The 25,947-nt window shown below is 42.7% G+C and carries 20 protein-coding genes; 7 read left to right on the forward strand and 13 right to left on the reverse strand.

Annotated elements, in window-relative coordinates; translation table 11 throughout:
* The first annotated feature begins 261 nt into the window (after positions 1–261).
* Positions 262–888, forward strand: coding sequence for a DUF547 domain-containing protein (locus AAG747_RS16585; protein WP_346822321.1), 627 nt, complete (start codon positions 262–264; stop codon positions 886–888).
* Between the two features lie 164 nt (positions 889–1,052).
* On the opposite strand, the gene AAG747_RS16590 is transcribed toward AAG747_RS16585, so the two are convergent.
* The 3 genes from AAG747_RS16590 to AAG747_RS16600 are packed head-to-tail and all read right to left on the reverse strand — an operon-like array spanning position 1,053 to position 4,293.
* The gene (locus AAG747_RS16590; protein WP_346822322.1) at positions 1,053–1,241 is read right to left on the reverse strand and encodes a hypothetical protein; all 189 of its coding nucleotides are present in this window, start codon (positions 1,239–1,241) and stop codon (positions 1,053–1,055) included.
* 59 nt (positions 1,242–1,300) lie between these two features.
* Positions 1,301–2,005, reverse strand: coding sequence for a hypothetical protein (locus AAG747_RS16595; RefSeq protein WP_346822323.1), 705 nt, complete (start codon positions 2,003–2,005; stop codon positions 1,301–1,303).
* 5 nt (positions 2,006–2,010) lie between these two features.
* Positions 2,011–4,293 (reverse strand): molybdopterin oxidoreductase family protein, encoded by a 2,283-nt coding sequence (locus AAG747_RS16600; RefSeq protein WP_346822324.1) that lies wholly within the window; start codon positions 4,291–4,293, stop codon positions 2,011–2,013.
* A 375-nt stretch (positions 4,294–4,668) separates the two neighbouring features.
* On the opposite strand from AAG747_RS16600, the gene AAG747_RS16605 reads away from it, so the two are divergent.
* Positions 4,669–5,970 (forward strand): alginate export family protein, encoded by a 1,302-nt coding sequence (locus AAG747_RS16605; RefSeq protein ID WP_346822325.1) that lies wholly within the window; start codon positions 4,669–4,671, stop codon positions 5,968–5,970.
* An 86-nt stretch (positions 5,971–6,056) separates the two neighbouring features.
* Here the strand turns inward: AAG747_RS16605 and AAG747_RS16610 are convergent, their stop codons facing one another.
* The gene (locus tag AAG747_RS16610; RefSeq protein ID WP_346822326.1) at positions 6,057–7,091 is read right to left on the reverse strand and encodes an endonuclease/exonuclease/phosphatase family protein; all 1,035 of its coding nucleotides are present in this window, start codon (positions 7,089–7,091) and stop codon (positions 6,057–6,059) included.
* Between the two features lie 291 nt (positions 7,092–7,382).
* Here AAG747_RS16610 and AAG747_RS16615 point away from each other — a divergent pair, with 291 nt between their 5' ends.
* Positions 7,383–8,327, forward strand: a complete 945-nt coding sequence (locus AAG747_RS16615; RefSeq protein ID WP_346822327.1) for an ADP-ribosylglycohydrolase family protein — start codon at positions 7,383–7,385, stop codon at positions 8,325–8,327.
* 71 nt (positions 8,328–8,398) lie between these two features.
* Here AAG747_RS16615 and AAG747_RS16620 read toward each other — a convergent pair whose 3' ends face one another.
* The 6 genes from AAG747_RS16620 to AAG747_RS16645 all read right to left on the reverse strand — a co-directional run bounded on the left by AAG747_RS16620 (position 8,399) and on the right by AAG747_RS16645 (position 13,833).
* Positions 8,399–9,187, reverse strand: coding sequence for a DUF3050 domain-containing protein (locus AAG747_RS16620; RefSeq protein ID WP_346822328.1), 789 nt, complete (start codon positions 9,185–9,187; stop codon positions 8,399–8,401).
* A 135-nt stretch (positions 9,188–9,322) separates the two neighbouring features.
* Positions 9,323–9,751, reverse strand: coding sequence for an N-acetyltransferase (locus tag AAG747_RS16625; RefSeq protein ID WP_346822329.1), 429 nt, complete (start codon positions 9,749–9,751; stop codon positions 9,323–9,325).
* Between the two features lie 172 nt (positions 9,752–9,923).
* The gene (locus tag AAG747_RS16630; RefSeq protein WP_346822330.1) at positions 9,924–10,589 is read right to left on the reverse strand and encodes a hypothetical protein; all 666 of its coding nucleotides are present in this window, start codon (positions 10,587–10,589) and stop codon (positions 9,924–9,926) included.
* Between the two features lie 104 nt (positions 10,590–10,693).
* Positions 10,694–11,911: a DUF1501 domain-containing protein gene (locus AAG747_RS16635; RefSeq protein WP_346822331.1), complete on the reverse strand. Its 1,218-nt coding sequence runs from the start codon at positions 11,909–11,911 to the stop codon at positions 10,694–10,696.
* A gap of 37 nt (positions 11,912–11,948) precedes the next feature.
* Positions 11,949–13,364 (reverse strand): DUF1800 domain-containing protein, encoded by a 1,416-nt coding sequence (locus AAG747_RS16640; RefSeq protein WP_346822332.1) that lies wholly within the window; start codon positions 13,362–13,364, stop codon positions 11,949–11,951.
* Between the two features lie 124 nt (positions 13,365–13,488).
* Positions 13,489–13,833 carry a DUF983 domain-containing protein gene (locus AAG747_RS16645; RefSeq protein WP_346822333.1) on the reverse strand — a complete coding sequence of 115 codons (345 nt, stop codon included), beginning with the start codon at positions 13,831–13,833 and terminating at the stop codon, positions 13,489–13,491.
* A 131-nt stretch (positions 13,834–13,964) separates the two neighbouring features.
* Here AAG747_RS16645 and AAG747_RS16650 point away from each other — a divergent pair, with 131 nt between their 5' ends.
* The 4 genes from AAG747_RS16650 (at position 13,965) to AAG747_RS16665 (ending at position 19,234) form a co-directional block, all read left to right on the forward strand.
* Positions 13,965–14,837, forward strand: coding sequence for a helix-turn-helix domain-containing protein (locus tag AAG747_RS16650; protein WP_346822334.1), 873 nt, complete (start codon positions 13,965–13,967; stop codon positions 14,835–14,837).
* Between the two features lie 46 nt (positions 14,838–14,883).
* On the forward strand, positions 14,884–15,273 hold the full coding sequence (locus tag AAG747_RS16655; protein ID WP_346822335.1) for a hypothetical protein: 390 nt from the start codon (positions 14,884–14,886) through the stop codon (positions 15,271–15,273).
* A 90-nt stretch (positions 15,274–15,363) separates the two neighbouring features.
* Positions 15,364–16,797: a CapA family protein gene (locus tag AAG747_RS16660; RefSeq protein WP_346822336.1), complete on the forward strand. Its 1,434-nt coding sequence runs from the start codon at positions 15,364–15,366 to the stop codon at positions 16,795–16,797.
* Positions 16,787–19,234 carry a DUF3160 domain-containing protein gene (locus AAG747_RS16665; protein ID WP_346822337.1) on the forward strand — a complete coding sequence of 816 codons (2,448 nt, stop codon included), beginning with the start codon at positions 16,787–16,789 and terminating at the stop codon, positions 19,232–19,234. The genes AAG747_RS16660 and AAG747_RS16665 overlap by 11 nt, the downstream gene beginning before the upstream one ends.
* Before the next feature lie 51 nt (positions 19,235–19,285).
* Here AAG747_RS16665 and AAG747_RS16670 read toward each other — a convergent pair whose 3' ends face one another.
* From AAG747_RS16670 to AAG747_RS16680, 3 genes are all read right to left on the reverse strand, one after another.
* Positions 19,286–20,719 (reverse strand): alpha-L-fucosidase, encoded by a 1,434-nt coding sequence (locus AAG747_RS16670; RefSeq protein ID WP_346822338.1) that lies wholly within the window; start codon positions 20,717–20,719, stop codon positions 19,286–19,288.
* Positions 20,720–20,817: 98 nt separating this feature from the next.
* Positions 20,818–22,410 (reverse strand): RagB/SusD family nutrient uptake outer membrane protein, encoded by a 1,593-nt coding sequence (locus AAG747_RS16675; RefSeq protein WP_346822339.1) that lies wholly within the window; start codon positions 22,408–22,410, stop codon positions 20,818–20,820.
* Between the two features lie 108 nt (positions 22,411–22,518).
* Complete coding sequence (locus AAG747_RS16680) at positions 22,519–25,794, reverse strand: SusC/RagA family TonB-linked outer membrane protein (RefSeq protein WP_346822340.1); 3,276 nt, start codon at positions 25,792–25,794, stop codon at positions 22,519–22,521.
* Positions 25,795–25,947 lie beyond the last annotated feature (153 nt).

Genomic DNA, 25,947 nt, shown 5'->3' on the forward strand with positions numbered 1-25,947 from the left:
ATGTTGTGGATTGAACATATAAGATAAGTGAATACATTTCTTTGTCTGGGTTATGACAGTTCCATACCTTGAAAATGCACAATTTCGTAAAGATCAAGGTAAAGCTGGATCGAAACACTATCGCCAAATGGCAGACAAAACTCAACCGAATGTTAAGAGATTATGAAACAGTTGTTATTTGTTGGATTATTTATAGCGACCCTCTGTAAAAATGCTGAAGCGGACACTTACTCTAGCTTCTTAGAGAAAACAGATGCTTTCATGGAGCAACATGTAGAACAAGGATTGGTGGCTTATCAAGCTCTTCTAACTGATAGAACGGAATTGGACGAACTGATCAACTTGGTGGCCACCGTTTCAGTGGATCATTTATCTCAAACCCAGAAAAAAGCTTTTTATATAAATTCATATAACTTGTTGGTAATAAAGGGTATTGTAAATAAATACCCGGTAGAATCGCCTTTGAAAATCGAAGGTTTTTTTGACAAGGTGGAATATCGTGTGGCTGGGGAAGTAATGACGTTGAATGACTTGGAAAATCATAAACTAAGGGAGGGGATACAGGATGCTCGTATCCATTTTGTATTAGTATGTGCGGCTCATGGTTGCCCTCGCCTGGTGAATTTTGCTTATCGTCCCGAACATCTGGCCGCACAATTGGAGCAACAGACCCGTCAGGCTCTGAACGATAGGAATTTTATCCGGGTGGACAAACGGCAAAAGCAAGTGTTGATTTCGGAAATATTTAAATGGTATGAAAAGGATTTTATCAAGGAAAGTGGTTCGGTGCGGAAGTTTCTGAATCTATACAGAACCGAGAAAATACCTTCGGGGTTTCGTTTGGAATATTATCCGTACGATTGGAGCTTAAATGAACAAAAGTCATAATAAGTTCAAGATTTGATAAACCCGCTAGAAAGGCCGTTTCTACAAGAGCCCTTATCTTTGTTTTCATATTTGACCGCTCGTAGATTGAGTACAAAAAAATCTGTTCGTCTAATTTGGGGGAGCTTTCTATTCAGTAGCAAAGTTCCTTTTTTTGTGCCCTGTTTTTACAAAACTTCTTTGTCTTTCAAATCTTTTTTCACTTCCAGTAAAAAGCTGATCATCGCAAAAATGAACAAAGGATGAGCTACAAATACAAACAAAGTCATCATAAAAGGAGTAGGGTAAAAGATGTATACGATGCTGATTAATACTCCCAGTAAAATAAATATCAATTCGGTTTTTAAGCTTCTCATATATGTTGGTAGATATGGGTCTGTGAATGCGATCCTCGTAATGTCTGAGCGTTTTGAAATTAATTGTTTGGCAGGGACTCGACAAATTTCTTGAGCTCTTCCGTATTGCCCTCGCTGTGTTGGGACGATGCAGGTCCTGACATCAAGTCTTTATAATGGGGGTGACCGGGAGTGCGAAATTGCCGGGAAGGGTGTGCTCTTCCATGGCAATTCATACAGCTGATTGAATTGTCTGCAAATTGGGAAGAGAGAGGCCGGTGCATTTCTACGGATTCAAAAGCCTTGGTTTGTTGATGGCAACTCAGGCAATTGGCATTTTGAAATTCGCCCCTGTATTGAATCGGTTCCACATAGGTACGGGTAATATAACGCATCAAGTGCCGGTAGCCATCCAGTTTGGCTTTCAACGTCCCGTTTAATCCATAGTCTTTGTGGCAGCCATAACATTGATCTTTGGGAATCCAGTTATGTTGATAATGCCGGGCGGCCAGGGTAGTACTGGTGTCGTTCAGCATATCGTTGGCAAAGGGTTTCATCACATGGCACTGCATGCAGGCCTTTACTTTTTTGCTGGTTTCAAATACATGATAATTGCCAAGAAAAGCAATGAGAATGGGTAAAACAATCAATGCAGGAAAAGCCAGGCGTTTGACCACGGTATTGACCTTCCCTCCTTTGAGGGCAATAGCCAAGAGTAGTATCAGGTCGGCAACGACTAAGACTACGCCAAGCACTTGGACTAATTGGACAGTTTCGGTGAACATGGTTTCTAAATTTCGGTAGAAAACTCGGTATATTTTTTTGCGGAAACGGCGGTGACTTTGTATTCCGGCTCTTTGGAGACAGGGTCGTAATTATCTGCCACGATCAGATTGATCAGAAACTTGTTATCAAAGAAAGCTGCGAAAATGACTCCGGGCGTCTCATTTTCCGAAATCTTTACCTTCCCTTTCATGGAACCGTATTGGCTGCTGACTTCTAACAAATCCTCTTCCGCGACTTGTAGTTTTTTAGCATCAGAGGGATGTAATACAAATACTCCCCGGCCACTTCCTTCGGACAAGGCGGGGATCTTGTCAGTCATAGTACCTGTATGCCATTGTTCTACCACCCGGCCGGTAGTCAGGTAATACGGAAATTCTTCGGATAATTGCTGTTGTGTAGGAATATAGGGCCGTAAGAATACGACTGCCCGGTGGTCCGGCTTGCCATAAAACTGAATTTCTCTACCTTCTTGTACAAATGGGTCTCCCTGGATATATCTTCGGACGGTGCCCGGGTGGTTTTCATCCGGACAAGGCCATTGGATGCCCCGTTCTTTTTGCAAGCGCTCACGGGTAATGCCTTTGAAGTTATATTTGCTGGCAGCCGACAGGTTTCTATATTCTTCCCAACATTCCGCAGGAGTGGAATATTGAATCAAATTACCATATCCTAACCTTTTGGCAAAGTCTACCAAAATATCGAAATCACTTCTTGCTTGTCCGGGTGGGTCCATGAGTTTTTCTATCAACTGGTATCTTCTTTCGGATTGCCCGTATACTCCCTCCTTTTCAAGGTACAATGCGGCAGGAAGAACCACATCGGCTAATTTTGTGGTTTCCGTATCCTCAAAAACATCTGCCACTACCAAAAAGCATTTTTCCATCGCTTTTTTTGCTTCGGCAAGATTGGGCATGGACTGGGCCGGATTGGTGCACATCACCAAGGCGGCTTTCACTTTTTCTTCGCCCATGGCTTTGAATAAGTTAACCGCATCGTATCCGGGTTTAGGGCTGATGCTTCCGGCCGGAACCCCCCAAAGTTGCTCCATTTCCTGACGGTGATGGGCATTGGCCACCATACGGCCATGCGGTAGTATATGTGAGAGGGAACCCGTGTCCCGCACGCCTCCACAGGCATTGCTTTGTCCGGTAAGGGAAAGGGGGGTAGCCCCCGGCCGGCAGATTTGCCCGGTAATCAGATGCAGACTATTGAGGGTATTGTTGAGAAAGACTCCTTGTGTTCGTTGGTTTACACCCATAGTCCACATGGACATAGTAGCTTGGGAGGTGGCAAACCAGTGGGCTACTTCTTCGATTTGCCGGGGTGGAATGCCTAGTTTTCTCGCTACTTTTTCAGGAGCATAATCTTCCAAAAAGCGTATATAGGTAGCAAAATCTACTTCTCTTTGTCCATTGTGAAAGTTAATATGTTCCTTGACAAAGGTCTTATTATACCAGCCCTCCTTCACGATTACATAAGCCATGGCATTTAAAAGCAATAAATCGGTGCCGGGATATACCGGTAGAAAAATATCGGAATGCTCGGCCGTTTTGGTTTTCCGGGGATCCACTACAATGATTTTCGTTTGAGGATGAGATTTTTTCCGGATCATCATCCGTTCCCATAGCGGTGGGTGACATTCGTACATATTTGCTCCCATCAAAAAGAAACAATCGGCGTGGTCGATGTCCGCATAAGCGCCCGGAGGTTCGTCTTTGCCGAAGGTTTGCGTATACCCTACCGCTGCCGATGCCATACACAACCGGGGATTGCCGTCCACGTTGTTAGTACCGATTCCGGCTTTGAACAGTTTGTTGGCCGTGTAGCTTTCTTCAATGTACAATTGTCCCGATCCGTAGAAAGCCACACTATCCGGACCATAAAGCTCTATGTTCTCTTTAAACTTACTGGCAATTAAGTCCATCGCAGCTTCCCAAGTGGTTTCTACCAGGCGCCCTTCCGTGCGGATTTTCGGCACGGTTAGTCTGCCTTCCAATTGAGTTAAGTCTGCCAGGGTAGAACCTTTGATACAAATGACTCCTTTATTGTGAGCGGCCGTATCGCCTTTGACCCGTACGACTTTACCTTTCGTTAATCCGAGTTTCACACCACAGCCTGTACCACAGTAACGGCACACGGACTTATGCCAACTTTCCACCGGACCTTCGTCTACTATCAATTCAGTGACTCCCCAACCACTCAGGGCCATTCCGGTAACGGCAATAGCTCCGGTAGAGAGCTTGATGAACTCCCTGCGTTGGAGATTCTTGGCTTCTTTTCTACTCATGGTTTTCTTCGATTAGGTTTTAAGCTGTTACTCCGTGAATACTTGAGACTTTATACCAGCACTTGAGTAATTGTTGATACATATTTTTTCTTGTAAAGATGTTGCCTGTTTCATTGATAAGATGGATGTTGGATAATGAACAGCCGTTCCGTATCTTTAAACAATCTTACATTTCATTACTCCCTCCTTCATCGTCAGTTTTCACCGAACTAATTATTGGTTTTTAGGGCTAAATGACCAGGGTAAATTGTATATCCCTAATAATAGAAGTTCAAAAATGAAGAACTATGACCTGGGTCATTTTACCAATATAAATTTTAAAAAACCTTTGTTATGCCCAAGTATCTTTTCTCTTTTTTTAACTTATAAAAAGTTATGAGTAAAATTTACAAATTCAAAATCTTGCTCTGTATCAGTGGGTTCCTGTTCGGATTCACTACTGTTTCCCAGGCTCAATTTTCGCTAACCGGAGAGATCAGACCCCGGGCCGAATTTCGAAATGGCTTTAAAACCTTACGTCCTGAAAAAGCCGATCCGGCATTTTTTGTGGAGCAACGTTCGAGGTTGTATGTGGCCTTCAAGCAGGAAAAGTTTCACTTGCAATTTAATTTACAGGATGTGCGGTTGTGGGGAAATACCAGTCAGGTGTATAAAACAGACGAACACAGCCTGACCAATGTGCATGAGGCTTACGGAGAGTACTTTTTCAGCCCCAAATGGTCGATTAAAGTAGGACGGCAGGAAATCGACTATGACAATGCCCGTATCATGGGGAACTTGGGATGGGCACAACAAAGCCGGAGCCATGATGCAGCTCTTTTGAAATTTGAAAATGTTGAGAAAGGTTTGCGTCTTCATATGGGAGGGGCTTTTAATCAAGGGGATATTTTTGAGCCCGGACGATTGAGTGGAACCTATTATGAAGGAATCAATAATTATAAAACCATACAATATATCTGGTTAAATAAGGAAAGTGATACCGGGGCTTTTTCTATACTGGCATTAAACAGTGGCTATCAAACAACGGATACTACCGTACAGTTTATGCAAACGCTTGGGGGAGCGGCCCACCGGAAATTCGGACAAGTAAAACTGGAAGGGGAGTTTTACTACCAACTTGGAAAAAATGCCGACAAACGGAATGTGGAGGCTTTTATGCTTTCCCTCAGCGGAAGTTTCCCGGTGGGGGCTTTGTTGCTTACTTTGGGAGCTGACTACCTCTCTGGAACCAAGGCCGGAGATAAGGACCAGAATGCTTTTACTCCGCTTTATGGCACAAACCACAAATTCTACGGCTTTATGGATTATTTCTATGTGGGAAATAACCATGCGCAAGCGGGTAATACTGCAGGCCTGTTTGATCCCTTTGTGAAAACCAAAGTGAAGATAGGAAAGGGAGTGCTCCATATTCACGGGCATTATTTTATGTCGGCGGTGGAGGTATTGGATGTGACCGACCCGGGAAAGAATTTATCCAGGGGTTTGGGAGCCGAAGTGGATTTGGTGTACCAATTAAAACTAATGGATGCCGTCACTTGGCATTTGGGGTATTCGCAGCTGTTTGCTACCGAATCGATGAAAGCTTTGAAAAACAATGCAGGAGCATATGACAAACTCAACCAATGGGCCTGGACGATGATTACATTTAAACCGCAGTTGTTTTCAACGGCAAAATAGGAGTTCCTGATAGGAGAAAATTACATAAACAAGTCCCATTCTTTTTACCGGATGGGACTTGCTGTTTTTATTGGGATAGGGCAACTCTATTGTTGTAACTCAAAAGTAGCCAGTAGTGCTTTGTGGTCGGTAGGCCATACGTTCAATGGAAGTAGAAACGGGTCTTGGGTTTGTTCCTCTTCCCGCTTTCCGTATACTACCGAACCCTTAGGCCCCAGAATTTGCATGTCTTTCAATTTCAATCCTGCAAAAGGTTGGTAAAAGACAAAGTCAATCCGGTCGCGGTCATCGGCATCCGGAGACCAGGCCAGTTTTTTGATGTCCACATGCGGGCAATCAGCCGGGAAGGTAAATCCGGGGTGGCTGACCGGGTTCGGATACAATTCGCGGTAAGCATCCACATATCCTCCTTCTTCCAGTAAGCTTGTAACGGTCCAAGGTATTACGAGCCCTTGGTGATCAAATAAGTCTTTGGTGGCTTCCGTCCAATCCAGATGCGAAGGCTCATTAAAATCTCCCCCTAACAAAACAATGCTTCCTCTTTCAATTTCCTGTTGTGCATCCTTTACAAATAACCGGATGGCATCGTCCCGTTGAGAAGCCATGTTGTCAGCCAATATCGTATCCAGGTCTGTTACCACCGAATCCAGTTTGTCCCAGGTTGTACCGGAATACCCCCTAGGCAAGTACAAAGCACAATTCCTGTAATCCAAATGCGCTGTATATACAGCTACTTTTTGACCGTTCATATCTGCTACCGCTTTGTAAATACTTCCATGATCGTCTTTTTCCGGAAATACCGTAACGCTATCCTCGATGGGATACTTGCTCAAAATTCCCGAATCATAGCTGTAAAAAGAGTAATAGATCTTCCCCTTTTCTTTCAGTGATTGGACAATCCGGTCGCAAAAACGGGTATCTTTATAATTCCGGACTTCGCTCAGTGTGATGAAGTCTGCATCCGTACGGATAATTTCCTCAACGATGGCTTCATAGCCGTCTTTTACCACAGTGCCTTCTTGCCAAATATTAAATTGCAAGACTTTAAATTGTACGGGTTGTGTGCAAGAGACTACAAAAAGAGCCAGCAAGAATGCCGCGTTTCTCAATAAATCTTTCATCTTTTTAACTTGTTTGTTGTCGATAACAAATCACTCTATTGGCCTGAGTATAAGGTGTGAAGTTATAGCAAATTTCGGTAAAATGCCTCGTGCCAGGGCTTTTATCTAGTAGAGAGTTTAATGGCTAGAAGAAATTGAAAATACAGAAATTGTCAGTGTCAGTTTCTGAAATAAATAGTTAGCTTATGGAATACAACTCCTTTAAATGATGATTACTTTTGGCTGGTAGAAATAGCTTTTCCTTGTTTTAGAAGGAGAAGTAGTAATTGATTCTCAATGAATTCTTATTGTATGAATAAAGTAAAGGATGCCTTGTTGGGACTGGCAGTGGGCGATGCTTTGGGAGTGCCTGTGGAGTTTATGAGCCGGGCAGTGTTGCAAAGCGATCCGGTAACCGGGATGCGGGAGTATGGTAGCCATCACCAACCGGCGGGAACCTGGTCTGATGATAGCTCATTGACTTTTTGTTTGGCGGACAGTTTAATTTCAGGATATGACCTGAAGGATATCGCCGGTAAATTTATCCAATGGAGAGACCAGGCCTATTGGACGGCTCATGAGCGTGTCTTCGATATCGGTATGACGACCCAATCGTCAATCAACCGCTTAAAAAGAGGTATTCGGCCGGATTTGGCTGGAGGAATGTATGAAGATGAGAATGGAAATGGTTCTCTGATGCGAATATTGCCGTTAGCATTTTATCTAAAAAATCAACCGGATGAAGAGAGGCAGTTTGAACTTATCCGAGAAGTATCGTCCCTTACACATGCACACATCCGTTCTGTAATTGCCTGTAAAATTTTTATGGATTACGCATTAGCTTTATTAGCCGGAAATTCTAAAGTAAAAGCTTATGAACTGACTTGTGAGAAAGCAAAGGCCTTTGTTGAACGGAGGGGAATTGTAGCGAAGGAAGTCAGCATTTTTTCGAAAGTACTGGATGGAAAATTAGCTGACAAACCGATACAAGAAATCAGTGGCAGTGGCTATGTTGTACATACCTTGGAAGCCAGCCTTTGGTGCTTGTTGACCACTTCTTCCTATAAGGAAGCGGTGTTGAAAGCTGTAAACCTGGGAGATGATACGGATACTACTGGTGCCGTTACGGGAGGTTTGGCCGGTATTTTATACGGATTGGACCAAATTCCTTTGGCTTGGCGGGAAGCCTTGGCCAAGAAAGAGGAGATTATAGCCTTGGCAAATAAACTCAATAAAGCTACAGACAAGGAAGTTTAGCAATGAGGGCACTATGAACCATAGTTAAACAGCCTCCCGGAATGGATCCGGGAGGCTGTTTAACTATGGAGTTATTCTGCAACAAGGGTGTTTTGCTCTCGAATAACGTTGACTATATAATCCCATAACGATTTGCGTTGTTGCAAGGCCCGAAGGCTGGCTTCGGTAGCTTCTTCCCACTTTTTGTCATCGTCTCCACATATCTCTTCGATCATCTGCATGGCCATTGGTCCGTGTTCATCGCTGTCTAATTCTACATGTCTTTCCAGGTAATAGAGCAGTTTGGAAAGGTTAACGGATATATCCTGGTTCAAGTCCTTGATAATGGAAGTGAACAGGTCCGGAATCAAATCTTCACGGCCAAAAGCAAATACTGCGGCAATACAATGCAACTTGTCCGAAGCAATAATTTCGAACGTAAAATTGATAAAATCGGCTATTTCCCGGGCTAGGCCTACTGCTTTCAAACTGCTTTCCAAGCTGCTTCCTTGTTCGATGGCATGGATGAACTGTTCCACCTTTTTGGTCTCAGCTCCGGTTTCCCGCATGGCTTCCAGGTATAGCTCAAAATGACTGGCCGGCCGGCCATCCATGGAGATATCCGTTTCTTCACCCAGTACGATTTCGTTGATCAGTTTCCGGGTCATCGGATTGCCTTTCGGAATCCAAGGAACAGTAGTACAAGTCAATTTTATTTGTAAGGCCTTTAACAAAGACATGAAATCCCATACGGCATATACATGTGCTTCCATAAACCGGTTGACATCCTCTACTTGATGAATATGTTTGTAAAGGGCATGTTCCAATACTTCCTTTCGGATGGAATCAATGTTGTCTAAAAGAGTTTGTATTCTATCCATTGTTTATTGTTTTGCGGCCACAAAGATATAGCAGCTTGAGAAGCTTTAAGGCAGGATCGGGGAAAAGATGCATTTTGCCCGGCGAGAAGTGGCTATTGAGCCGCTTCTCGCAAAAGATAGTCTCCTTGTCGTAAATCACGCTTTTTCCCAAGTCATGACCAATTCCGGATGGCCTGTCATCGGGTCTGTTTGTTCGGAAGTAACTACAAAGCCTTGTTTTAGATAAAATGCTTTGGCAGCCGTATTTTCTTTAAAAACCTTTAAGGTGAGTTTTTCTCTAAGGGACCGTGCTTGGGTGAGCAAGGCTTTGCCAATCCCTTTTTTCTGTTGGGAAGGATCGATAAATATAGCCGCAAGTTCTCCTTTGTTCAACGATACAAAGCCCAGTATTTTTTCATTTTCTTCGTACACCCAGGTTTCCGAATGGGGTATGTACAGGTTTTTCATGGGTTCCACCTGGCTTTCCCAGAAGTGTTTGGGAATAAAATGATGGGCAATAAAGGAGGCTTCCAGCCAAATGCTGAGCACCTCATTGATGTCCCGGTTTTCCAATTTCCGAATCATTGTCTATCTGTATGCTTGTGGTTCTTAAAAAGGGAAAATTACGAAAAAAATCCAGGAGATCGTGGGCGAACAAGTGGAGAAATGTTTAACCTTTAGACACTTCCTGGTTAGCCCAATAAAAAAGCGCCTGGAAAGAATTTTCCCAGGCGCTTTTTTTCGAATGTATTGATGGCTATTCTTTTTCAATTTTATACTCTTCCAATTCCACGGTTCCGGAGGCAGGAGATTCTACTTTAATTAATCCCACTCCTTTGGCGTAGTATTGTTTATCCGTACTCATAGGTATCGTCTGTCCGGCAGCTTCATAAGAGGATTTCATTTGTAGGACGATTACATCTTCAAAAGTTGTTTCCTTAACAGTCTTGGAAATTCCTTTTTCTAAAATTTCAAAAGCATAGGTAACTTTAAGAGTCATGCCATTACTGTTCGCATCAAAGGTATGTTCCCATTGATGGCCGACTTCAGCATTGTCTTTTAAAAGGATCATCTTAAAGTTTTCTATTTTTGTAGGTGATTGACTCATCGCAGCCAAATCCGCAAATCCCCAATATTCCCCGTTTTCAAATCGCAAATAGGAAGGAGTAGTATGATCATTAGAATTCCGTAAGAATTCTCTATACATTTTTCCATCAATTTCTTTTACATTATTTGTGGAAGTTAACGTATAGTCTGGTATTGAGGTGGCATCATATTTCCAATAGCTCCCTGCTGAATTTGGGAGGTAATTGTCAGAAGAAACAACTAAAGGTTGAGGCCCATCGTCATCGTCAGAGCAAGAGACTAATAAGGTACTGATAAGAGTCAGGAATAACAAAGAATGATAAATTGTACTTTTCATAGTATAGGGTTATTGTTTTTGTTAATATGGCGCGAATATACTAATACCAATTAAAAGGCAAAATATGAATCGCTGTATTTTTGAACTTTGTTACCCAATTACTATTATAAAAAATTCAAAGGCTGAAAAGCCCTTCCTAAGACCTGTTTTCCCGGCAAATCCAGCCATTTTTCCAAAATGCTTGCATATACTTCCCGGAAATCAATGGAGTAGATTAGGTCGCCATGATCCAACTGGGTAAGATTGGGGGCCGGGTTGTAAACACCGGCTTGTTTTAATGATTTTCCAATGACAAACAAATTATTGGCCGTGCCGTGGTCAGTTCCTTTACTGGCATTTTCCTCTACTCTCCGGCCAAATTCCGAAAAGGTCAAAATCAATACCTCTTCAAAGGTTCCTCCTTGTTGCAAGTCTTTTACAAAAGCTTCTATTCCCGATGCGTAGCTTTCCAGCATGCGTTTTTGTCTTATATCTTGGTTGACATGCGTGTCAAAGCCCGAAAGGGAAGTATAATATACTTTGGTGCTGGCTCCGGCATTGATCAGTTGAGCAATGGTTTGCAGGTTTTTGGCAAAGGCACTTTGAGGATAGTCTTGTGAAGACTTGGCTTTTTTAACCTTTTCTTGCAGGTATTCAGCCGAAGAAACCGTTTCGCTCAGCGTTTTATAGAGGTAATGCAGGTTCGTATTATCGTGTGGAGGCTTTTCCTTATAATGAGTCGTCAATGTTTGAATATGTTCTTGTTGTACCATCCTGGAGAGTTTTTTAGGATCGTGCATCGCCAATCCCTTTACTTGTTTGCCTTTTAGCGCCAGGCTCAAGGTGTCGTCCACGTCTATGGCTTGGTGGGGATGGCCTTGGCAACAGGCATCCAGATAACGCCCCAACCAGCCGGTATTCCAATATTCCGAAGCACTGCTGCCGGTTTGCCAAATATCCATGGAGCGAAAGTGCGAACGGTCTGGATTGGGGTACCCTACCTCATTGAGGATGGAAAGCCAACCCTGATCATACAGTCGTTTTAAGGGAAGAAGTGAAGGATGTAGCCCTTGTTCACCGTTTAAATTTAAGACTTTTTCTTTGGGGAGCGCGATGTTCGGTCTGCTACGGTAATAAATATCATTGCGATATGGGATTACGGTATTGAGCCCGTCATTTCCACCGGACAGTTGAACGACCACCAGTATTTTTTCCCGCTCATGAGGAGCAGGGGAAAGTTGTTGCCTTTCGAAGGCTTTCAAAAAGCCGGGAATCAGCGAGGCGCCTGCAGTGGCAAGTGCGCTGTTTTTGAGGAAGCGTCTGCGGTTTGTATAGGTTTTCATGAGAAAAATAGCAATATCTGAAAATTGAACTGATAAACTATGAAAGTTGATATTCTGGCAGTGACATGAATGAAACAAACATAAGCTTGGCCTTTTCTTCTTCCGAAGAAGCATTCGTTTCAACGTAGGCATTGAGGAGTTGAAGTGTTTTTTCATCAGGGAGGTGTCCAAGCAAAAACTCGCTGGTTTGGTAGAGCCGTTTTTCTGATGTATTCGAAGAGGAGAAAGAAGTGATTTCTTTCCAGTTTACCGCAAGCCGGGCTTGTTGGAATTTACGTTTCAACTTTAAGCCGTTCATATCCCCATCCTCTTTGGAAGTGACTTGCAAAGGCCGTTGATTTAAGAAAAAGCCCGCCAAGCTCAAGCGAAGGGTAAGGCTGGAACTATCAATCCAGGCTTGGCCTTCCGGCCATCCTCCCACATTGGGAGGGTAAAATAGTAATTGCCCAAGTACTTTCTGTAGAAAAAGTGTTATTTCTTCCGGCTCGAATGTTTGATTCAGGTGTCTTTGTAAACCAACCAAAAGGGCTACCGGTGATTTGATAAAATTGCCTCTGTTGCTTGTATCGTAAAACCAATCTGCCGAAAAAACCGCTTTGAGTAACCGGGTTATATCGTATTCACTTTCGTAAAATGCTTTTGCTAATGATTGCACATGCTCCGGCTCCGGAACATGGTTGACAAAGTGCTTGTAAATTTTTTCCGTAATGAATCGAGCGGTATTCCGGTTTTCCAATATTATTTGTAAAATATCCTCTCCACCGAAGTTCCCTCGCTTTCCCATAAAATCCTTTTTTCCAAAATCGTGGTGGCGCTTACGGAACACAAATTTACCTTCCTGATCAAATGTCCATCCGGTAAAGGCACGGGCTGCATTTTTAATATCCTCTTCCGAATAATGGCCCCTCCCTATAGTAAATAATTCGAGGAGTTCCCGGGCAAAATTTTCATTGGGATGGGCCTTGCGGTTCTGCCGGTTGTTTAAAAACTGCAACATGGCCGGGTCTTTGGCAACAGCCAGCAAAAGATGTCCAAAGTTGCCCAAAGCATATTTGCGCAAGGTGTTATTTTGCATTTGTACCAGATGGGCATTGTTACTCCGGCAAGCGAAATGGTTGTGCCAAAACAGCGTCATCTTTTCCCGGAGCCTCCCCTGACCTCCGGCCATCCGTTGTATCCATTGCAGGTTCAATTCTTTGATTTTCTCTTTCGATTGTTTTTTCCGTTGGTTTCGCAGGGCTTTGTTGTTCGTTTTTTGTACCAATAGCCGGATGTCGTCTTGTTGAAGTACTTCCAGGGGGCAAAAATCCTTGGCATCTTTTAAGAGGAAGTTGAGCAATTTGGAGGGTTTCCAATTCCGCATGCGGGCAAATTCCCGGGCGGATAGGCCAAATCCTGCCCGTTGGGCAAGGTGGGTGATATAGGGTACTTGGGTTTTTGTTTCTGGCTTCATAGCGATGGTTTTTTCTCTTAGATGAAATTCACCTTGTAAGGTTTAAACGCCATGGCCAAAAAAAATCCCTTCACGGTTTTTCAACACATGAAGGGACAGATAACAGTTTGTTAAGGCTGTTAAATTAACTAAACATATAGATCCAGATGATCCTTGACATTCGAAAATTAAATGGAAATAATAGTAAAATCATTACCCCGATAATAATCAACAGATTAATATCAAATGCTTCAAACTCATAAAGCATACTACTGAGTAGATAGACAATAATGCATTCGGCCACGGCAATGCCATAACTCACATACATTGCCCCCATAAAGAAGCCTGGTTCTTTGGAATAGTGGTTTCCACATTTGGTGCATTTGTCATGCATTTTTTTAAAACGGAAACTAAACAAGCTTTTGTTAGGAAAAATTGCATCCCCTTGGCAATTGGGGCAACGTCCGGTTAATATATCGACTATTTTCATAACTCTGTGACTTGTAATTTTAAGCAAAAGTAGAGGGTATAGTCGTGCTAATTGGGGCATAAAATGACAAAAATTAGTACTTTTAGGACAAAATATGAAGAACAAAAAAAGAGAACCCAAGCGATAAGAGATTGAAAAAGCCACCCATATATTGCATAGAACAGTTTCAGGATTTTCAACTGGACCGTAGTTTTTATGCCAATAATTTTACAAAACACTTGGAAGCGCATCATTTTATCAGCAAACCCCACAAGCATGACTTTTATATGGTGGTATTGTTTACCCAAGGCTATGGCAAACATCAAATTGACTTTACGGAATATGCCATAATGCCGGGTAGTATTTTTTTATTAAAACCCGGACAGGTACACAATTGGCGCTTTTCCCGGAATATTGAAGGGTATATTTTTTTTCATACCAAAGAGTTTTACGAATTGACCTACAGCCATAAAAAAACTGCGGATTACCCTTTTTTCTATTTAAACCAAAACACACCTGCCATCTATAGTAAGTCGGCTAAAATCAAAGGCCTGTTTGAGGAAATCTTGGAAGAACATAGGGGAGAAGGTCTGTTTAAACAGCAAAAGCTTTGTTCGCTCATCGATGTATTGTACATCGAGTTATCCCGGATGTATTACCCCCAGCAAGCAGAAGCCGATTCCAAAAATCATTATTTCAATCAATTAATGGAATTTGAGCAATTGATTGAATTGCATTTTTCACAACAGAAATTACCTAAAACGTATGCTGAAAAAATGTGTATTACGACCAAACAGCTGAATCGTATCAGCCAAGCCACCTTGCACAAGCCGGCCTCGGAGGTCATTGCTCAACGGATTATTTTAGAAGCGAAAAGGCTATTGGTACAAGGAAATCTGAGTATGGCTGAAGTAGCCTTGGAACTCGGCTATGAAGACCCTGCCTATTTTTCCCGTTTCTTTAAACGGAAATGTGGTTTGACACCAAAGGCCTTTCAACAAGAAGTGTTGGCAAAATGGATTTAATAAGAATTTGAAGTTGTGGTTTCAACATTCATAATTATCGAAACAAATGGGAAAATACGAAAATACCGAATGGTATTTAAAAGAAAGTAAAGCCTATATTGATCAATACGGAGAGGTACCTCCCCCTTGGATGTACTACCCGAATGCTCATCCTTATAGTATCGGGTGGAGAATGGGAGGAGGGGAAAGTTTTATCATGGTATTGCATGAGTGGCTGGAGCAACAAAAATTTACCGAGGAGGAACGCATTGCTTATATGAGAAAGTATCCGCCACCGCCACGATGGTTGGAGTGGGCTGCTAGTTTTATTTGGAACTTGGATACGGTGGATCATCCCGATTTGGATTTTACCCCTTATTTTGAAAAACTGGAAATGTTGGGGTTTGAAGGAGTTTCCGATTTTGAGAAAGATTTTAATAATGACCAATGGGAATAAGGTTCGATTGCGCTGCTGTGTTGTTATGTAAAACGTATAGAAACAGGACGGGGGCTTGTCCATTATACCATCTCATAGATAAAGTAATTGATGAAAAGAAACATTGTAGTTTTCATTTCCGTAATTTTTTTGATGTCTTGTCAGAAGGATCCTACAGAAATGAGCTTGGTATTTACCGGAGACGTGATTTTGGACAGGGGAGTGGACGATGAAATACGCTTGCATGGCGACAGCCTTTTGGTGAATGCTTTAAAAAAGGTTGGCAAAAAGGACTATTTGATTGTGAACTATGAGGGTACTTTTACTACATTGGATTCCGGTCAAAACCCCAAGTTTAATTTCAAAACGGACGCAGAGAAGGCCTCTTTATTGTATCAGGGAGGGGTGACCCATGCCGCCATAGCCAATAACCATGTGTATGATTATGGCAAGGAAGGTTTTGAACATACCCTAGCTGCTTTGCACAAAAACGACTTAATCCCTTTGGGCGAAACCTGTATCCCTAACGTGCTGGAAAAAGACGGGTATAAATGTGCAATTTTGTCGGCTTCTTTGACATCGAACAATGCGTCTTTGTGTATTTCCAATGTAGCGAAGCTAAAGGAAAGTGTGCTTGCCTTTGAACGGGAAAATACGGGAGTCCCTTTGGTGTTGTATCTGCATTGGGGTTTGGAATTGCAACCAACTCCCGAACCGTGGCAAAGGGAATTGGCAAAGGAGTTGATCAATATGGGAGTGGATGCCATTATCGGGCATCATCCGCATGTGGTCCAGTCCGTGGAATTTATCCGTGATAAACCGGTCTTTTACAGTATCGGAAATTATATAGCCGATGCTTATTTACCCCATACGGATCGGGCATTTACCGTGGAACTGATCGTGAAGGACACCATTGAACAGGTGAAGGTCAGACCCATCCGGATTGAGCGCTATTTTCCAAACAATATCAGTGAAAAGGAACAGATTGCTCATATTCAAAAGAGTTTGTCCTTTTCTACTGGTATTTGTGCGCTACGGCAGCCGGATGGCTGGTGGTTGAAACCTACTCGACAGGTGAACTTTAAAGAAGCAACCCAACTTTGGGTGTTTGCTGCGAAAAGCAGGACAGCTATGATTAAAAAGCTAAAGGCAGGTCCGCATGTATTAGCTTTTTATACCTCGAAGGATACTTCCAATATGATGAGATTGCATGGAACTCTGTCCGAATTACAAATATCGGATATCAACAATGACGGTGATACGGACATTTTGTTGGGAATCAGTAAAAAAGTTAACTTTGATCCGGTAGTGAAAAAGAGGATAAATGTATTTACTTATCAAAACCATACACTTAAACCTTTGTGGTTAGGAACCAAATTCATTCATGATGTGGAAACATTTGATGTACAAAATGTTGAAGGATTTAATTTCCTCACTACTGTAGAAGTTGATCCGGATGGAAAGCGGCACCAAAGGGTATATGAATGGAACGATTTCGGATTTGCACTAACCACACTAAACCTATCAGAAACCGATGAAAAATAAGCCCTTGCTTTTTTGTGCACTATTGTGTGTACTCTTGACAGCTTCCTGTAGTGATGACGGGAAGAATCAAGCTTCTGAAAAAGAGGAAAGCGTCAGTGAAAAAGAATCACTTGAAAATCAGCAAACTTCAACGTTCTCTTCCAGAGTGAATGAAAAAGAAGATGAGAAAGGAACGCTCAAAATCGTTTACGGTGAAGATAAAGAAAAGCTAAAGACTTACTACGAACTGCCCCATATCAAGGAGTTTTATGACTGGAATAACTTGGAATATACACCCTCGAATGATTTTAGTTATCCCAGTGATTTAACTTCACTATCTTATGAGGAGTTACGCTTGTTGAGAAACGAAATATTTGCCCGGAACGGCTATTTGTTTTCCGATGGTTTTTTAAGAGGTTATTTTAACCGGTTCGATTGGTACATGCCTATTTTTGATGTGGAGGATTTTGAAATTTCCTTGAATCAGAAAGAGAGGGATTTAGTAAATAAGATCCTGGCCGAAGAGAAAAAACGGAAAGAACGGAAAACGGTTTCTCAAGGAGATTTGCAGCTGTATAATGCAGATTTAATTGCCAATAAACAACAATTTGAAGTTATTCCCAAGGGAGTTGAAGAAGATTTCCATAAACAGAATTTTAGCCTTGTGGCTACCAACCGCGCCATGCCTTTTTATGCCTATGATGAAAATGCCTATCAGTATATTCCTCATTACATTACTACGGATTTGTACTTGTTTATTTTGCACAAGTATTTCTCCCGGTCTCTGGAAAAGTTGGATGAAAACTATATGTATGGCCAGTTGAAAACCCTTCTGGAAAATGCATCTCAAAAAATTAATACATTATCGGGACCTGCCTCGGAACATCAAGCCACTTTGGAGTGGGCTCAGATGTATACAAGCTTGGCATTATATGCACTTGGCGATGCTAAGGTAACCGCACCGGAAGCATATACTGCTATTTTTCAGGAAGAGAAAAAGAAGATTGATGCACTGAAGGGAAACCCTTCATTTATTGAAAATTCATTTGTAAGCTATCAGGAATTAAAACCGCGGGGGCATTATACCAAAAGTGACAACTTAAAGAAGTACTTCAAAGGCTTTAAATGGTTGAGCTTAAACGGGATCGACCTGGACAATAAAGAGCAACTCAAAGGCTTGCTTGTCTTTGCCCATACGATTAAGAACGATGAAAAATTATTCAAGCAATATCAGCAGTATGTCTCTGTCATTGAAAGGCTTGCCGGGCAGGAGGATAACCTTTCCCTTTCCGATATCATGCGCTTACTCAAAGATCAATCACTGGAAGAAATCCTCAATGAGGACTTTGTTGCTTCGGTGAAAGATGAATTAAACCGTTTGAATAAGGAGAAAATCAAAACAGTTTTTGGCAAGACTGTGAAAGCCGAAGTGAAAAATGCCCGATATGTTTATTTCTTGTCCAGTACGTATTCCATTAGTGGGGAGATTTTTTCAAAGCTGGTGCACGTGGATCAGCTGAAGTCCAAAAGGCCTTTTCCCAAGGGGTTGGATGTGCCGGCTGTATTTGGCAATCAAACGGCTCAGAATATTCTTGTCAATGAGTACAAGGATCATGAAGCCTGGCCCGAATACTTGCCCAAGTTAAATCAGCTCCAAGATCACTTCAAAAATTTTGAAAATTGGGACCACAATTACGGGTTTAAAGGAGTACAGACAGCATTGGCAGCAAGCGCGGAACATGGAAACTATCCTGACTTTATGAAAACCGATGCGTACAACCGGAAAGAACTATCTACCACCTTGGCATCCTGGACTCATATCAAACACGATTTGATCTTATACCAGGAAAAACCTCATGCAGCCGAAGCCGGGCAGGGTGGAGGTCCCGAACCACCGGAACATTATAGTTATGTGGAGCCCAACCTGGAGTTTTGGGATACGGCCCTCGAATTAGTAGAGTGGTTGGAAACTTTGGCAAAGTACGAAACCAGTTTTGAGTCTGAGCTAAGCCAAATTAAAGAATTAGGAGAGAACTTAAGGACCGTTGCCTACAAACAAATTGAAGGAAAAACGATTACCAAAGAAGAGTACGATGAATTGCATTATGTGGGGGGGACAGTGGAGTATATTCTGTTGAGTTTATTGGAAACCGATCACCTTCCGGACCGGGAGCGTTCCATGGCCTTGATTGCCGATGTGTATGCTTACAATGGCACTAACTTAAATGTGGCCGTAGGGCATGCGGACGATATTTATACCATCGTACCGATCAAGGGAGAATATTATATTGCCAGAGGTTCTGTCTTTTCTTATTATGAATTTACCGGAAGAATTTATAATGACGAGGAATGGAAGCAACGGATTGCTGACCAGGATGTGCCGGAAAGACCTAAATGGATAGGGTCCATCCTTAAAGAGGGAAAGCCTTTGAAAGGGACTATGCAATACCGGTATTAAATCTTTTTTAACCCTTGAAGAGCGTGAAACTCTTCAAGGGTTTTATTTCTATTAAGTTTTGGCTTTTTGATAAAGTCCGTTGTCTGTTTTCTCGGAAGTGAGTTGGATGTTAATCACAAAAGGCTGTTTTGTTTTTACCTTGCCAAGGTGAATAAAATATTCGTTTTTGCCGATTTCTTCCAGTGTTAGTTTCGATAAAGGCTTGCCCATGTATTCATAGTGCTGAATGAATAAGTTTTTGGGCAATTGAATACGCAGAGCTTTGTTTACCGGAATATTACAGACCACCATGTTTACGGTTTTGCTACCAGGTTCGCGGGTAAAATACCCCCAGTCTTGCTTCTCCAATCCGGCATAGGCACAGTTGTAAATCGCATTGCCGTATTGCTCCATCCAATTCCCGATTTCTTTCACCAGTAATTGTTCCTCTTCGCGGATCGAACCGTCTTCTTTAGGCCCGAAATTTAACAGGAAATTGCCACTTAAAGCAGTACAGCGTACCATCATTTCGATCAGTTCCGTTGGGGTTTTGACATGTCCTTCCCAATTTTTATGATATCCCCATTGGTTTTCGGGTACGGTCATACAAGCTTCCCAGTCATTGTGCAATACACTGGTATCCGTGGGGAGTTTCCGTTCCCAGCCGGAAGCATAGTCGCCCATCATCTGCCCGTTAGAATCGAAGTGACGGCTACCCCATTCATCGGCCCGCATCCGGCTGTTGATGATCAGCCCCGGCTTGAGTTGTTTCATATGTTTTTCCAGCTCGTAACTGAACTGTCCACTGGCCTTCCAGGAAGCGTCCCAAGTACCGTCAAACCAAAAGCCTTTTACGGATGGATACCTTTCGATCAACTCACTTAATTGGTTTTTAGTGAATGTTTTAAAGCGTTCAAAGGCTTGTTTGTCCTCTTCGGATTTAAGGGCATAGCGCCAGTCAGGGTGGTACCAGTCGAGCACAGAATAATAAAAATACACATCGATGCCCGCTTTGTTATATGCTTCTACAAAAGGCTTGAGTAAGTCTTTTTGGTAAGGCGTGTTGCTTATATCAAAATCGGTGTACTGACTGGGCCAAAGACAAAAGCCCTCGTGGTGTTTGGTAGTAAGGACTACATAGCGTGCACCCATTTGTTTGGCCATGGAGGCCCATTCTTCCGGATCGTATTGTTCCGGGTTAAATTCTTCTGCCAGTTTTGCCCATTCGTTCATCGGAACTTTGGCCCAGGATTTTAGCCATTCGGCAGCGCCTTTGTAGTATTTGCCCTTCCAATAGCCGGCCGGAATGGCATAAAGCCCCCAGTGAATAAATTGGCCGAAGCGATTGTCCCGCCACTTTTCCATAGCAGGATCGGTTCTTTTCTCTGGAGATACCGGGCCGTATTGAACTTCTTTTTTTTCTTGTGCGTAGAGAGTGTGGGCACCCAAAGAAAGGGTGATCCAACTTATAATAAGGTTTAGAATATATTTTTTTGTCATCATCATTTATAGCGTTATAAAAACCTATCAGGCTTTCGAAAACCTGATAGGTTTAGCCAAGAGAAAATTCCGGCTATTAGAAATCATCTACCCAGGTCAGTGTTTTACTCATATCCTTCATTTTGCTCCAACACAGCTTCTGAGTTGGCATCAATAGCGGTTTGGGGGATCGGCCATAACACATGGTAATCCCGGATGGTATGGACAGATAAAGGATTGTATTGTTTAACTCTTTCTAATAATTTACCCACGCGGTTCAACGTAATCCGTCTAGGCACTTCACCAAACAGTTCACGAGCCCTTTCATCCAGAATGAAATCCAAGCTGACCTGCCCAGCAGTGATGGGGGAAGCATTGGCACGGTTACGGACTGTATTGATGGCATTGGCTGCTTTGTCTAATTCACCTTGTGCCAAATGTGCTTCAGCCAATAACAGATAGGTTTCTGCCAAGCGGAATTTTACCCGGTCCTTGTCATTGTTCAGGTAGCTGGGATCATCGTCTGATTTGCCAAAGTAAAATTTAGTAGTAGAAGGATATAAAGTGCCGCTTTTTTTCCATTCTTCCGTCATTTCCACCTTTTCACCGTAATTTTCATGCTCCGGGTTATTGTACCAATACTCTTTTCTGATATTGTGTTTGGAAGCCCGGATGTCGTCTTCTTCATAAGCATCGATCCACCAATCTAAGGGAATCAGTCGGCCAAGGCTTCTCCCCCCCAGGGAGTCACAAAGGGTCATTCCGTTGATTTGGGAATAATAAGGCCCCCAGGCCCTGCGCGACCAATCGGTAAAGCGTTCGGCACCTCCTCCGTTCACATTGTATTCTTGTTGAATCACCCAAATACTTTCTAAGTTACCGGATGTCCGGTTTTGGTTATGCTCTTTAAACAAATCGGAAAATACATCTCCTTCCTCTTGTAAATGATTACCAAAGCGGGTTTGCATGAGTTGAAATACCCCACTGTTGATTAAGTCCGAGGCACTTTGTTCTGCCAAGTCAGGTTGGTTCGCCTTTAAATAGGTTTCCGCCAGTAAATGCTGTGCGGCCCCTTTGACCAGCTTTCCATCGATCCCTGCTGTTTCGGGAAGGTACTCCACGGCAAATTTTAAATCTTCGATCATAAAATGAACCACTTCCGATACCGGATTTCTTTCAAAGTCCAGACGGAACGGCCGGTATACTTGGTCTACCAAAGGTACATCCCCGTATAAGTAGATCAATTCGCGGTAAGCGTATGCCCTGATAAATCTGGCTTCTGCTTTTATCCGGTTTTTGTCGGAGGGTGATTTCCAATTTACCTCTTCGTTATCGGCTGCTTCTATAATCAAATTGGCATTGGCAATAGTGGTATACGCCCAGTTCCAGTACGCATTAACGATGGTGGTTGAACTATAGATGTTGTCTGCATAATCTTCAAAAGGAGTGATATGCGGATGCCGGTTTCCTGTTACAGACAGATCTGTTCCGGCAAACATGGGGGCATAGGTCAAGCCACCTGCATACCAGCCCCATTCGTCCCGTACCTGAACGTACAGACCGGTAAGGGCTGTTTCAAATCCTTGGGTTGATACAAACGTATTGTCGGGTGCCAGTGTACTTTTGGGGTCCTCATCCAGTAAACTTTCATTACAAGCCTGGTTCATTGACAAGCTGGCAAATAGTAATAAGAATTGATATATTTTTTTGATTTTCATACCTCTTTAATTTTAAAGTGATCTTTACATCATGGGGTCGCTTAATAAGTACCCGTATGGTGAAAGAGTAAGTGGTCTGTGAACCCTCACTCTTTCATCATGTGGGGTTTATAAACTTAAATTTACCCCAAGGATAAAAGTACGGGCATTGGGATATGCTCCGTAAGAATTGCTTGACTCGGGGTCATATCCAATCCAATCCGTAAAGGTGTGCAAATTCCGTCCGCTCAAGTAGAGTTTTAGGTTACTGAGTCCTAATCTGTCCAAGGTAGCTGCCGGAAAGCGGTAGGCCAATGATATGTCTCTTATGCGGACATAACTGGCATCTTGGTAGTACATATGGCCCAGAGAGTTTTCATTGTACCCCGGAGATACAAACTCATTGCTTGGGCGCTCAGGTGTCCAGTAAGGGATGTCAAGGTAGTTGGTATTTTTCTCAGGCAACCACTCTCCCGGATCCAACAGGTTATTTTGGCGGGTGATTCCTTGTACGGTATTGATGAATATTGAGAGGGAGAAGTTTTTATATGAAAAGGTATTGGTAATTCCTCCGATCCATTTGGGCAATCTTGACCCGATGATTTCCCGGTCTTCCTTGGTGATTTTACCATCTTCGTTCACATCTTTGATTTTAGCGTCTCCGGGCTTGGCCGAAGGTTGAGCGGAATTGGCAATATCATCTCCTTCTTGCCATACACCGATCATGCGGTAGTCATAGTATACCCGTAAAGGTTCACCGATAAACCACTTGTTGGCCAAATCATCTTTACCGTCACCCCGGAGTGCTACGATCTCATCCCGGTTCAATGAAAAGTTCAGATTAGTGGTCCATTGAAAGTTTCCGTTGTCGATGTTTACACTTTTTACATTGAATTCAATCCCCCAGTTTTGCGTCTCTCCCACATTGTAATACATCGAGCGGTATCCATTCATCACCGGCACTTGCCGGGACATCAGGAGATCAGTCGTATTACTCTTATAAAAGTCAATAGTACCGGACAATCGATTGTCTAATAATTCATAATCAATTCCGATATTTAGGGAGTTGGTACCCTCCCAACGCAGGTTCGGATTTCCAACGGTATTCAACACTACGCCATTGGCCATCTCTCCCTGATCACCATATACATAATACCGGTTGGCAAACCCGTCTTTGGTTTTATAGGGGTCAATGGCTTGGTTTCCGTTTCGTCCATAAGAAAGGCGCAATTTCAAGTAGTCAATGACGGATATATTTTTAATGAAGTTTTCTTCACTCAGTGTCCAACCCAAAGCGACAGAAGGGAAAAAACCGTATTTGTTATTTTCTCCAAAGCCTGAAAAACCGTCTTTCCGGCCGGTCACTGTGATGAAATATTTATCAAGCAAAGAGTAATTGACCCGGAACATATAAGAAATCATGCCCTTTTCAGTCAAAATCGTATTTCCTTTGAGTTGTTCGGCACCTTCCATATCGTGATACAGATTGTCATCATTTACAAAGCCTTTTCCTTCCATGGTCGCTACTTTTTTATCCCATCCTTGGCTACTGTATAAGGCTGTTACATTCAAGCGGTGTACCCCAAAAGTCTTTTGGTATTTCAGAATATTTTCAAGGGTCCATTCTTTGGTCAGGGTATTTTCTACATTGGCCAAGCCGCTGGGTTGGCGACCGGTCAAGGTTTCCTTGCCATAGTAATTTCCCATGTCATAAGCATTGAAATTGTATCCGGTGTTGATGCGATAGGATAAACCCGGAATAAACGGAAGCTGAATATCGGCAAAGAAGTTGGTAAATGCCTCTTGTGAAAAGCGATCCTGGTAGGCTCCGTCATCGGCAAAGGGATTCGAATAATACTGTTGAGGCTCCTGCGGATAGAACGTATACTTGCCGTTTTCGTCTTTTAACTTGCCATAAGGACTGATTTTGATCGCATTGGTGATACTGGGACGCAAGCCGCCATAATCTTTTTTGGAGAGTTGAATACTCAAGCCCAGTTTGAACCAATCGGTAATGGTTTGGTCGAGGTTCGTCCGGATAGAATAGCGTTTGAAGCTACTGTTTTCGACCACACCTTTTTGGTCGAGATAAGCAAACGAAGTATAATACTGCGTTTTATCCGAGCCACCACTGACACTGATTTGATGTTCTTGTTGAGGAGCCGCTCTGAATACCAAATCTTGCCAATCATTTTCATGACCGTTTTGATAGTTTTCTAATTCGCTATTCATCAAAATGTTTTCGGGGTCCAGGTCGCTACTGCCATTGTACCGTTTAAAATCCTGGATAAACTTCACATAGCCCGGACCGTCTAACAAGTCCAGTTTGTTTTCGACCATTTGTACTCCGTAGTATCCTCTGTAGTTGATCTTGGCTTTCCCTTTTTCACCCCGTTTGGTGGTGATGAGAATGACTCCGTTAGAACCTCGTGATCCGTAAATGGCTGCTGCGGAGGCGTCTTTCAATACACTGACCGATTCGATATCATTCGGATTAAAATCGTTCATATTCCCGCTATAAGGAATACCGTCTACAATCATAAGCGGTTCGTTGTCGGCTGTGAGGGAGTTCGCTCCCCGGAGCAAAACCGATGGCGAAGCACCCGGTTCGGAGTTGGTATTGGTGATGTTCAAGCCGGGAATAGCACTTTGAAGACTTTGTAACACATTGGTGTTGGGGCGGTCTTCCAGTTCTTTGGTGTTAATAGCTACCACAGAGCCGGTCATATCCGACTTTTTTTGTGAACCATATCCTACTACTACAACCTCTTCCAATTGAGACACATCCGGGCTTAAACTGACGTTCAGTACTGTTTGGTTGCCCAGGGTGATTTCTTGGCTCTTATAACCTATATAGCTGAATATCAAAGTGCTACCTTCCGGAGCCGTAATTTTGTATTCTCCATCCAGGTTAGTAGTAGAGCCAATGGCCGTCCCTGCCACCAGAATACTGACACCCGGCAGGGGAGTGCCGTCTTCTTGAGCCGTTACTTTCCCGGAAATCGTTACATCTTGAGCCATAGGAGTGTCCATTACCTCTTCCACATTTTTGGAAAAAATACCCTTGCTGCTCACAAAAATGCTGTTGTTGACTCGCTTAAACTTCAGGTTGGAATTTCTGGAGATTTTCCGCAATAAGTTGCCCAAAGACGCTTGTTGATCGGGACTACTCAGCGTGGTAGCATTCAGTTTTTCTTGCAAGTCTACATAGTACTTTTCGTAAGCAAACTTGAAGTTGGTTTTCTTGCTGATAGAATCAAACACTTCTTTGAGGGTCGCATCTTGCAAGTTGATGGATAAATAGATCTCATCAATGCTTACTTTTTGTGCTTTTCCATCTTTTGCCAACAGTAAAGAGCCTAATAATGTCTGTAGGAAAATTCCATATAACGCATATTTAGACATGAGTATAATTTGCCTTAGTAAATTCAAATTCATATTTTTATTTGTTTTTGTAATACATCAAGAACAGTAGGCTCTTAAGTTCAACCTGGCGACCAAACCCGTTGACTTAAGGGCTTTTGTATATCCCGTTTTTTTGACCTGTCGTAAGTCAAT

It is taken from the genome of Rapidithrix thailandica (assembly GCF_039710355.1).
Lineage (GTDB): Bacteria > Bacteroidota > Bacteroidia > Cytophagales > Flammeovirgaceae > Rapidithrix > Rapidithrix thailandica.

What these genes read in the sequence shown, in the direction of transcription:
- AAG747_RS16585 (WP_346822321.1), top strand. Translation starts at nt 262, where the DNA reads ATGGAGCAACATGTAGAACAAGGATTGGTGGCTTATCAAGCTCTTCTA.
- AAG747_RS16590 (WP_346822322.1), bottom strand. Translation starts at nt 1,241, where the DNA reads ATGAGAAGCTTAAAAACCGAATTGATATTTATTTTACTGGGAGTATTA.
- AAG747_RS16595 (WP_346822323.1), bottom strand. Translation starts at nt 2,005, where the DNA reads ATGTTCACCGAAACTGTCCAATTAGTCCAAGTGCTTGGCGTAGTCTTA.
- AAG747_RS16600 (WP_346822324.1), bottom strand. Translation starts at nt 4,293, where the DNA reads ATGAGTAGAAAAGAAGCCAAGAATCTCCAACGCAGGGAGTTCATCAAG.
- AAG747_RS16605 (WP_346822325.1), top strand. Translation starts at nt 4,669, where the DNA reads ATGAGTAAAATTTACAAATTCAAAATCTTGCTCTGTATCAGTGGGTTC.
- AAG747_RS16610 (WP_346822326.1), bottom strand. Translation starts at nt 7,091, where the DNA reads ATGAAAGATTTATTGAGAAACGCGGCATTCTTGCTGGCTCTTTTTGTA.
- AAG747_RS16615 (WP_346822327.1), top strand. Translation starts at nt 7,383, where the DNA reads ATGAATAAAGTAAAGGATGCCTTGTTGGGACTGGCAGTGGGCGATGCT.
- AAG747_RS16620 (WP_346822328.1), bottom strand. Translation starts at nt 9,187, where the DNA reads ATGGATAGAATACAAACTCTTTTAGACAACATTGATTCCATCCGAAAG.
- AAG747_RS16625 (WP_346822329.1), bottom strand. Translation starts at nt 9,751, where the DNA reads ATGATTCGGAAATTGGAAAACCGGGACATCAATGAGGTGCTCAGCATT.
- AAG747_RS16630 (WP_346822330.1), bottom strand. Translation starts at nt 10,589, where the DNA reads ATGAAAAGTACAATTTATCATTCTTTGTTATTCCTGACTCTTATCAGT.
- AAG747_RS16635 (WP_346822331.1), bottom strand. Translation starts at nt 11,911, where the DNA reads ATGAAAACCTATACAAACCGCAGACGCTTCCTCAAAAACAGCGCACTT.
- AAG747_RS16640 (WP_346822332.1), bottom strand. Translation starts at nt 13,364, where the DNA reads ATGAAGCCAGAAACAAAAACCCAAGTACCCTATATCACCCACCTTGCC.
- AAG747_RS16645 (WP_346822333.1), bottom strand. Translation starts at nt 13,833, where the DNA reads ATGAAAATAGTCGATATATTAACCGGACGTTGCCCCAATTGCCAAGGG.
- AAG747_RS16655 (WP_346822335.1), top strand. Translation starts at nt 14,884, where the DNA reads ATGGGAAAATACGAAAATACCGAATGGTATTTAAAAGAAAGTAAAGCC.
- AAG747_RS16660 (WP_346822336.1), top strand. Translation starts at nt 15,364, where the DNA reads ATGAAAAGAAACATTGTAGTTTTCATTTCCGTAATTTTTTTGATGTCT.
- AAG747_RS16665 (WP_346822337.1), top strand. Translation starts at nt 16,787, where the DNA reads ATGAAAAATAAGCCCTTGCTTTTTTGTGCACTATTGTGTGTACTCTTG.
- AAG747_RS16670 (WP_346822338.1), bottom strand. Translation starts at nt 20,719, where the DNA reads ATGATGATGACAAAAAAATATATTCTAAACCTTATTATAAGTTGGATC.
- AAG747_RS16675 (WP_346822339.1), bottom strand. Translation starts at nt 22,410, where the DNA reads ATGAAAATCAAAAAAATATATCAATTCTTATTACTATTTGCCAGCTTG.
- AAG747_RS16680 (WP_346822340.1), bottom strand. Translation starts at nt 25,794, where the DNA reads ATGTCTAAATATGCGTTATATGGAATTTTCCTACAGACATTATTAGGC.